Source organism: Mycobacterium colombiense, assembly GCF_003284935.1.
Taxonomy (GTDB): Bacteria; Actinomycetota; Actinomycetes; order Mycobacteriales; family Mycobacteriaceae; genus Mycobacterium; species Mycobacterium arosiense_A.
In genome coordinates this window covers 1-7855 of the sequence record NZ_QMEV01000116.1, presented here as the reverse complement: position 1 = coordinate 7855, position 7855 = coordinate 1, and the positions used below count along the sequence as shown (strand labels likewise).

The 7855-nt window shown below is 70.6% G+C and carries 7 protein-coding genes and 1 pseudogene; 6 read left to right on the top strand and 2 right to left on the bottom strand.

The window, feature by feature from the left end; translation table 11 throughout:
- From DQP57_RS25750 to DQP57_RS25725, 6 genes are all read left to right on the top strand, one after another.
- On the top strand, positions 1-533 hold a 533-nt coding region (locus DQP57_RS25750; protein WP_114149392.1), incomplete at its 5' end, for a vWA domain-containing protein.
- A gap of 19 nt (positions 534-552) precedes the next feature.
- Positions 553-1167, top strand: a complete 615-nt coding sequence (cobO, locus tag DQP57_RS25745; protein WP_112635654.1) for a cob(I)yrinic acid a,c-diamide adenosyltransferase — start codon at positions 553-555, stop codon at positions 1165-1167.
- Positions 1164-2564, top strand: coding sequence for a cobyrinate a,c-diamide synthase (locus DQP57_RS25740; protein ID WP_165821905.1), 1401 nt, complete (start codon positions 1164-1166; stop codon positions 2562-2564). Before cobO ends, DQP57_RS25740 begins: the two co-directional genes overlap by 4 nt.
- A 9-nt stretch (positions 2565-2573) precedes the next feature.
- The gene (cobA, locus tag DQP57_RS25735) at positions 2574-3779 is read left to right on the top strand and encodes a uroporphyrinogen-III C-methyltransferase (RefSeq protein WP_112635650.1); all 1206 of its coding nucleotides are present in this window, start codon (positions 2574-2576) and stop codon (positions 3777-3779) included.
- 33 nt (positions 3780-3812) lie between these two features.
- On the top strand, positions 3813-5420 hold the full coding sequence (locus DQP57_RS25730) for an MFS transporter (RefSeq protein ID WP_112635648.1): 1608 nt from the start codon (positions 3813-3815) through the stop codon (positions 5418-5420).
- 90 nt (positions 5421-5510) lie between these two features.
- Positions 5511-7268, top strand: coding sequence for a proline--tRNA ligase (locus tag DQP57_RS25725; protein WP_112635646.1), 1758 nt, complete (start codon positions 5511-5513; stop codon positions 7266-7268).
- On the opposite strand, the gene DQP57_RS25720 is transcribed toward DQP57_RS25725, so the two are convergent.
- Both DQP57_RS25720 and DQP57_RS27370 read right to left on the bottom strand, forming a co-directional pair.
- A complete protein-coding gene (locus DQP57_RS25720) occupies positions 7265-7711 on the bottom strand; it encodes a ferritin-like domain-containing protein (RefSeq protein WP_112635644.1) in 447 nt (148 codons plus the stop codon). The genes DQP57_RS25725 and DQP57_RS25720 overlap by 4 nt on opposite strands.
- Positions 7708-7855 (bottom strand): annotated as a pseudogene (locus DQP57_RS27370) (hypothetical protein); the annotation flags it as partial. The pseudogene DQP57_RS27370 and the gene DQP57_RS25720, both read right to left, overlap by 4 nt.

Here is a 7855-nt window from a genome sequence, read left to right as displayed (position 1 = left end):
TCTTCGTGGTGGACGCGTCGGGTTCGATGGCCGCCCGCGACCGCATGGCCGCGGTCGGCGGCGCCACTCTGTCGCTGCTGCGCGACGCCTATCAGCGTCGCGACAAGGTCGCCGTGATCACGTTCCGCCAGTCCGGGGCGCGGCTGTTGTTGCCACCGACGTCTTCGGCACACATCGCCGGGCGGCGACTGGCCCGGTTCGACACCGGCGGCAAGACCCCGCTGGCCGAGGGCCTGCTGGCCGCGCGGGAGCTCATCGTGCGCGAGAAGGCCCGCGACCGGGCGCGGCGACCCCTGGTGGTGGTGTTGACCGACGGCCGGGCCACGGCCGGGCCGGACCCGTTGGGCCGCACCCGAATCGCGGCCGCACGGCTGGCCGCCGAGGGCGTCGCCGCGGTGGTGGTCGACTGCGAGACGTCTTTTGTGCGGCTGGGCCTGGCCGGGCAACTGGCCGGCCAACTCGGCGCGCCGGTTATCCGGCTCGAGCAGCTGCACGCCGATTCCCTGACGCGCGCGGTGCGCGACGCGGCCTGAGCGAAAGGGCTAAGCGCCTATGCCACAAGGTGTTCCACCGCAGGTTCCCGACGACGGCCTGACCACGCGGGCGCGGCGGCACACGCCCGTGCTGGCGGTGCACACCGGCGCCGGCAAGGGAAAGTCCACGGCCGCGTTCGGAATGGCGTTGCGGGCCTGGAACGCCGGGTTGTCCGTCGCGGTGTTCCAGTTCGTCAAGAGCGCCAAGTGGAAGGTGGGCGAGGAAGCGGTCTTCACTCGGCTGGGCCAGCTGCACGAGCAGCACCGGATCGGTGCGCCGGTGGAATGGCACAAGATGGGCGCGGGGTGGTCCTGGACCCGCAAGGCGGGTAGCGAGGTGGACCACGCGGCGGCGGCCGCCGACGGCTGGGCGGAGATCGCGCGCCGCCTGGCCGACGGGCGGCACGACTTCTACGTGCTGGACGAGTTCACCTATCCGCTGAAGTGGGGCTGGGTGGACGTCGAGGAGGTGGTGCGGGCGCTCGCGGCGCGGCCCGGTCATCAGCACGTGGTCGTCACCGGACGCGACGCCCCGCAACGCCTGATCGACGCGGCCGACCTGGTGACCGAGATGGTCAAGGTCAAGCACCCGATGGACGCCGGGCGCAAGGGGCAGAAGGGTATCGAGTGGTGAGCGTTCCCGCGGTGGTCATCGCCGCTCCCGCGTCGGGCAGCGGAAAGACCACGCTGGCAACGGGTTTGATCGGCGCCCTGCGGCAGGCGGGCCACGCTGTGGCGCCGTTCAAGGTCGGCCCGGACTTCATCGATCCCGGCTACCACGGCCTTGCCGCCGGCCGGCCGGGCCGCAACCTCGATCCGGTGTTGGTGGGGGATCACCTGATCGGCCCGCTGTACGCCCACGGCGCGCGTGGCGCGGACATCGCCGTGGTCGAAGGGGTGATGGGGCTGTTCGACGGCCGGATCGGGTCCACCACCACCGCTGCCGCGGCCGGTTCGACGGCGCAGGTGGCCGGCCTGCTGGGCGCGCCCGTCGTCCTGGTCGTCGACGCGCGCGGGCAGAGCCAGAGCATCGCCGCACTGCTGCATGGCTTTTCCACCTTCGACCCCGCGACCCGCGTCGCCGGGGTGATCCTGAACCGGGTCGGATCGGCCCGCCACGAGCAGGCGCTGCGGGAGGCCTGCGAGCACGCCGGTGTCCCGGTGCTGGGTGCCGTTCCGCGGGTGGCCGAATTGGAACTGCCGACAAGGTATTTGGGGTTGGTCACCGCCGTGGAATACGGGCAGCGGGCGCGGTCGGCGGTGGAGGCGATGACCGCCTTGGTCGCTCGCCACGTCGACCTGGCGGCGATCGTGGCCCTCGCCGCAAGCCGGGCGGCGGCGCCGCCGTGGGATCCCGCCGTGGCGGTGGGGGAGGCGACCGCGGGCAGGGCCACCGTCGCGATGGCGGCCGGCAAGGCATTCAGTTTCGGCTACGCAGAACACGCGGAGCTGCTGGCGGCCGCCGGCGCCGACGTCGTCGAATTCGATCCGCTGCTCGACGCATTGCCCGATGGCACCGATGCGGTGTTGCTGCCCGGCGGTTTTCCCGAACAGTTCACCGCGGAGCTCTCGGCCAACGACGTCGTGCGCCGGCAGATCAAAGAGTTGGCCGCCGCCGGGGCGCCGATACACGCCGAGTGCGCCGGCCTGATCTATCTGATCTCCGAGCTCGACGGGCATCCGATGTGCGATGTGCTGGCGGGACGCGCGCGATTCACGTCGCACCTCACCCTGGCGTATCGCGATGCCGTGGCCGTGGCGGATTCGTCGTTGTACCCCGCGGGCCGGCGGGCGGTGGGACACGAATTCCACCGCACCACAGTCACTTTCACCGACGATTACCAGCCCGCCTGGATGTACCGGGTCGACGGGGCGGCCCACGGTGGCGCCGCCGTGCGCGACGGCGCCGTGCACGCCGGCGTGCACGCGTCGTACCTGCACACCCATCCGGCGGCCGCGCCGGAGTCGGTGGCGCGCTTCGTCGCGCACGCCGGCGCCCGGCGAGCCGGCGCCAAGACCGGCACCTACTAGGCTTGCTGGGTGACCGAGAGCGCCTACCTTGTTGGGCTGCGGCTGACCGGCAAGAAGGTCGTCGTGGTCGGCGGCGGCACCGTTGCCCAGCGCCGGTTGCCCCTGCTCATCACCAGCGGCGCCGACGTCCATGTCATCGCCCGCAGCGCCACCCGGTCGGTCGAGGCGATGACGGGAATCACCCTGGCACTGCGCGAATACCGCGACGGCGACCTCGACGGAGCCTGGTACGCGATCGCGGCCACCGACGACCCGCGCGTGAACGAGGCCGTCGTCGCCGAGGCCGAACGCCACCGCATCTTCTGCGTGCGCGCCGACGTCGCCGTCGAGGGGACCGCCGTCACCCCAGCGTCTTTCGACTACGCGGGGCTGTCGGTCGGGGTGCTCGCCGGTGGCGAGCACCGCCGGTCGGCGGCGATCCGCTCGGCCATTCGCGAGGCCCTGCAGACCGGCCTCATCAGGCCTGACAGCCCGGTGGGTTCCGACGTCGTCAAGGGCGGCGTCGCGCTGGTCGGCGGCGGCCCGGGCGACCCCGAACTCATCACCGTGCGCGGCCGGCGCCTGCTGGCCCAGGCCGACGTGGTGGTGGCCGACCGGCTGGCGCCACCGGAGCTGCTCGCCGAACTGCCGCCGCACGTCGAAGTCATCGACGCCGCCAAGATCCCGTACGGGCGGGCGATGGCGCAGGACGCGATCAACGACGTGATGATCGAGCGCGCCCGCGCCGGCGGCTTCGTGGTGCGCCTCAAGGGCGGGGACCCGTTCGTGTTCGCCCGCGGTTACGAAGAAGTGCTGGCGTGCGCCGAGGCGGGGATTCCGGTGACCGTGGTGCCGGGTGTGACGAGCGCCATAGGAGTGCCCGCGTTGGCGGGCGTTCCCGTCACCCATCGGGCGATAAATCACGAGTTCGTGGTGGTCAGCGGCCATCTCCCACCCGGCCATCCCGAATCGTTAGTGAATTGGGATGCGTTGGCCGCACTGTCGGGCACGATCGTTTTGCTGATGGCCGTCGAGCGCATCGAACTTTTCGCCGACGCGCTTCTCAAAGGCGGTCGACCTGCGGATACCCCGGTTCTGGTCGTTCAACATGGAACGACCGCCGCGCAGCACACTTTGCGGGCTACCCTGGCCGACACGCCCGAAAAGATTCGCGCCGACGGTATCCGACCTCCCGCGATCATCGTGATCGGGGCTGTGGCGGCTTTCGGGCTTTAAACGGTTCTTAAGATTACTGTAAGGTAACCCTTTATGACGGCTCTCAACGATGCAGAGCGCGCGGTGCAACATCTTGCCTCGGCGCGCCCCGATCGTCCGGCCCCGGTGCGCTCCGCGGAGACCTCCGCGAAGGCCCCGGCGGAGACCGCCTCAACGCGCATCCGTAAGTACTATCCGGCGTGGCTGCCCTCGCGGCGCTTCATCGCCGCGGTCATCGCCATCGGCGGCATGCAGCTGCTCGCGACCATGGACAGCACCGTCGCCATCGTCGCTCTGCCCAAGATCCAAAACGAGCTGAGCCTGTCCGACGCCGGCCGCAGCTGGGTGATCACCGCCTATGTGCTGACGTTCGGGGGACTGATGCTGCTCGGCGGTCGCCTCGGCGACACCATCGGGCGCAAGCGGACCTTCATCGTCGGTGTCGCGCTGTTCACCATCTCCTCCGTGCTGTGCGCGGTCGCCTGGGACGAGGCGACCATGGTCATCGCGCGGCTGTCGCAGGGCGTCGGTTCCGCCATCGCCTCGCCGACCGGCCTGGCGCTGGTGGCGACCACCTTCCCCAAGGGCCCGGCCCGCAACTTCGCGACCGCGGTGTTCGCCGCGATGACGGCCGTCGGGTCGGTGATGGGCCTGGTGGTCGGCGGCGCGCTCACCGAGGTGTCGTGGCGGCTGGCGTTCCTGGTGAACGTGCCGATCGGCCTGGTGATGATGTACCTGGCCCGCACCGCGCTGCGGGAGACCAACCGCGAGCGGATGAAGCTCGACGCCACCGGGGCCATCCTGGCCACCTTGGCCTGCACCGCGGCCGTATTCGCCTTCTCGATGGGGCCGGAAAAGGGCTGGATGTCGATCACCACCGTCGGCTCGGGTGTGGTGGCGTTGGGTGCCGCGCTGGCCTTCGTCATCGTGGAGCGCACCGCCGAGAACCCCGTCGTTCCGTTCGGCCTGTTCCGTGACCGCAACCGGCTGGTCACCTTCACCGCCATCTTCCTGGCCGGCGGGCTGATGTTCAGCCTGACCGTGTGCATCGGCCTGTACGTGCAGGACATCCTCGGTTACAGCGCGCTGCGCGCGGGAGTCGGCTTCATCCCGTTCGTCATCGCGATGGGCATCGGCCTCGGCGTTTCCTCGCAGCTGGTGTCCCGGTTCTCCCCGCGGGTGCTGACCATCGGCGGCGGGATCCTGCTGTTCTGGGCGATGCTGTTCGGCTGGGCGTTCATGCACCGCGGGGCCGCGTACTTCCCCAACCTGGTGTTGCCCATCGTGGTCGGCGGAATCGGCATCGGCATGGCTGTTGTTCCCCTCACGTTGTCGGCCATCGCCGGCGTGGGCTTCGATCAGATCGGCCCGGTATCGGCGGTCACGCTGATGCTGCAGAGCCTGGGTGGGCCGCTGGTGCTGGCAGTCGTCCAGGCGGTGATCACCTCGCGGACGCTGTATATGGGCGGCACCACCGGCCCGGTCAAGTTCATGAACGACGCGCAGTTGGCCGCGCTGGACAACGGCTACACCTACGGGCTGCTCTGGCTGGCCGGGGTGGCCGTCATCGTCGGCGCCGCCGCGCTGCTGATCGGCTACACCCCCGACCAGGTGGCGCACGCCCAAGAGGTCAAGGAAGCGATGGACGCCGGGGAGCTGTAGCTCACCGCTGCGCCGCCTCGCCGTCGAAATGGCGGTGGCCTGCCGCGCCCAACTTCGTTGCGTTCGCCGTCACCGCTAGGCTGGCCCGCTGTGATCACCCGGATGTCCCAGTTGTTTTTGCGCACCTTGCGCGACGATCCCGCCGACGCCGAAGTCGCCAGCCACAAGCTGCTGATCCGGGCCGGCTACATCCGGCCCGTGGCGCCGGGGCTGTACAGCTGGCTGCCGCTGGGATTGCGGGTGCTGCGCCGCATCGAGCGCATCGTCCGCGACGAGATGAATGCCATTGGCGGGCAAGAGATCTTGTTCCCCGCCCTGCTGCCCCGCGCGCCGTACGAGACGACGAACCGGTGGACCGAATACGGCGACTCGGTGTTTCGGCTGCAGGACCGCCGCGGCAACGACTACCTGCTGGGCCCCACCCACGAAGAGCTGTTCACCCTGACCGTCAAGGGCGAATACAGCTCCTACAAAGACTTTCCGGTCCTGCTCTATCAGATCCAGAACAAGTACCGCGACGAGGCGCGGCCGCGGGCCGGCATCCTGCGGGTCCGGGAGTTCCTGATGAAGGACTCCTATTCGTTCGACATCGACGACGCCGGACTCAAGGCCGCCTACCACGCGCACCGGGAGGCCTATCAGCGCATCTTCGCGCGCCTTCAGGTGCGCTACGTCATCGTCTCCGCGGTATCGGGGGCCATGGGCGGCAGCGCGTCCGAGGAGTTCCTGGCCGAAAGCGCGGTCGGCGAGGACACCTTCGTGCGCTGCCTGGAATCCGGCTACGCCGCCAACGTCGAGGCCGTCGTCACCGCCAAGCCGGAGCCGCCGCCGGCTGAAGTGGTGGCCGGGCTGCCCGAGGCGGTGGTGCACGACACCGGCGACACCCCGACCATCGCCACGCTGGTGGACTGGGCGAATCAGGCGGATCTGGGCTGGGCCGTCACCGCGGCTGACACGTTGAAGAACGTGCTGCTCAAGGTCCGCCAGCCCGGCGGCGACTGGGAGCTGCTGGCCATCGGGGTGCCCGGCGACCGCGAGGTCGACGACAAACGGCTGGGCGCGGCGCTGGAACCGGCCGAATACGCGTTGCTCGACGACGCCGACTTCGCCAAGTATCCGTTCCTGGTGAAGGGATACATCGGGCCGAAAGCCTTGCAGGACAACGGTGTTCGCTACCTGGTCGACCCGCGCGTGGTGGATGGCACCAGCTGGATCACCGGGGCCGACGAGCCGGGGCGCCACGTCGTCGGGCTGGTCGCCGGCCGCGACTTCACCGCCGACGGCACCATCGAGGCCGCCGAGGTGCGCGACGGTGACCCCTCACCGGACGGCGCGGGTCCGCTGGTCTCGGCGCGCGGCATCGAGGTGGCACACATCTTTCAGCTCGGCCGCAAATACACCGACGCCTTCACCGCCGACGTGCTCGGCGAGGACGGCAAGCCGGTCCGGCTGACCATGGGCTCCTACGGCCTGGGGGTGTCGCGGATGGTGGCCGTCATCGCCGAGCAGCACCACGACGAACTGGGCCTGCGCTGGCCGTCGGCGGTCGCCCCGTTCGACGTCCATCTGGTGATCGCCAACAAAGACGCCCAGGCCCGCACCGGCGCCACCGACCTGGCCGACGAGCTGGACCGGCTGGGCGTCGAGGTGCTGCTCGACGACCGCCAGGCCTCACCCGGGGTGAAGTTCAAGGACGCCGAACTGCTCGGCGTGCCCTGGATCGTCGTGGTCGGCCGGGGCTGGGCGGACGGCGTGGTCGAGCTGCGCGACCGCTTCGGCGGCCACACCCGCGAACTGGCCACCGGCCCGTCGCTGGCCACCGACATCGCGGCGGCCCTGGCCGGCTAGTCGTTGCCGCCCGGGAAGCTGGTCGTGATGGGCCAGGCGCCCAGCACGCGGCTCCAGCGCGCCCCCATCACGGCGCTCTGCACCAGGGCCGTCGCGGCGAACGCGCGGTCGGCACCGGTCTCGGCGTGCTCGGCGACGACGCGCCACGCCCCCGCGCCGTCGTTCTCCATCCGCGCGGCCAGGCGCGCGGCGTCGGCCGGGCCGCCGACCACCATCGGCAGCTGGTAGCCCGCCGCGGCGACGGGAACGGTCACCTTGCGGGCATTGAGCATCGCGATGACGTCGTCGCGGCGCTGGCGATGTTGCGCCAGGGCCTCCACCACCATGTCGTTCACGCTGGGCGGCGACAGCGCGGACACGATGCCGTAGCCGTAGATCGTCGAGTGCTCGATGGCCAGCGCGTCGCACAGCGCCGCGTTGTCGGCGTCCTTGCCGGAGGTCATATCGACGGACCCCCTGGCACCAGCGCGACCAGGTACGAGGCCGTGCAGGAGGCGGCGATCGAGGCCAGCAACCCGGCCCGATAGCCCGACTCGGTGCCCACCAGCCGGCTCGCGCTGTCGGCCGAGGCGCGCAGCGCGTTGATC

What these genes read in the sequence shown, in the direction of transcription:
- cobO (WP_112635654.1), top strand. Translation starts at nt 553, where the DNA reads ATGCCACAAGGTGTTCCACCGCAGGTTCCCGACGACGGCCTGACCACG.
- DQP57_RS25720 (WP_112635644.1), bottom strand. Translation starts at nt 7,711, where the DNA reads ATGACCTCCGGCAAGGACGCCGACAACGCGGCGCTGTGCGACGCGCTG.
- DQP57_RS25730 (WP_112635648.1), top strand. Translation starts at nt 3,813, where the DNA reads ATGACGGCTCTCAACGATGCAGAGCGCGCGGTGCAACATCTTGCCTCG.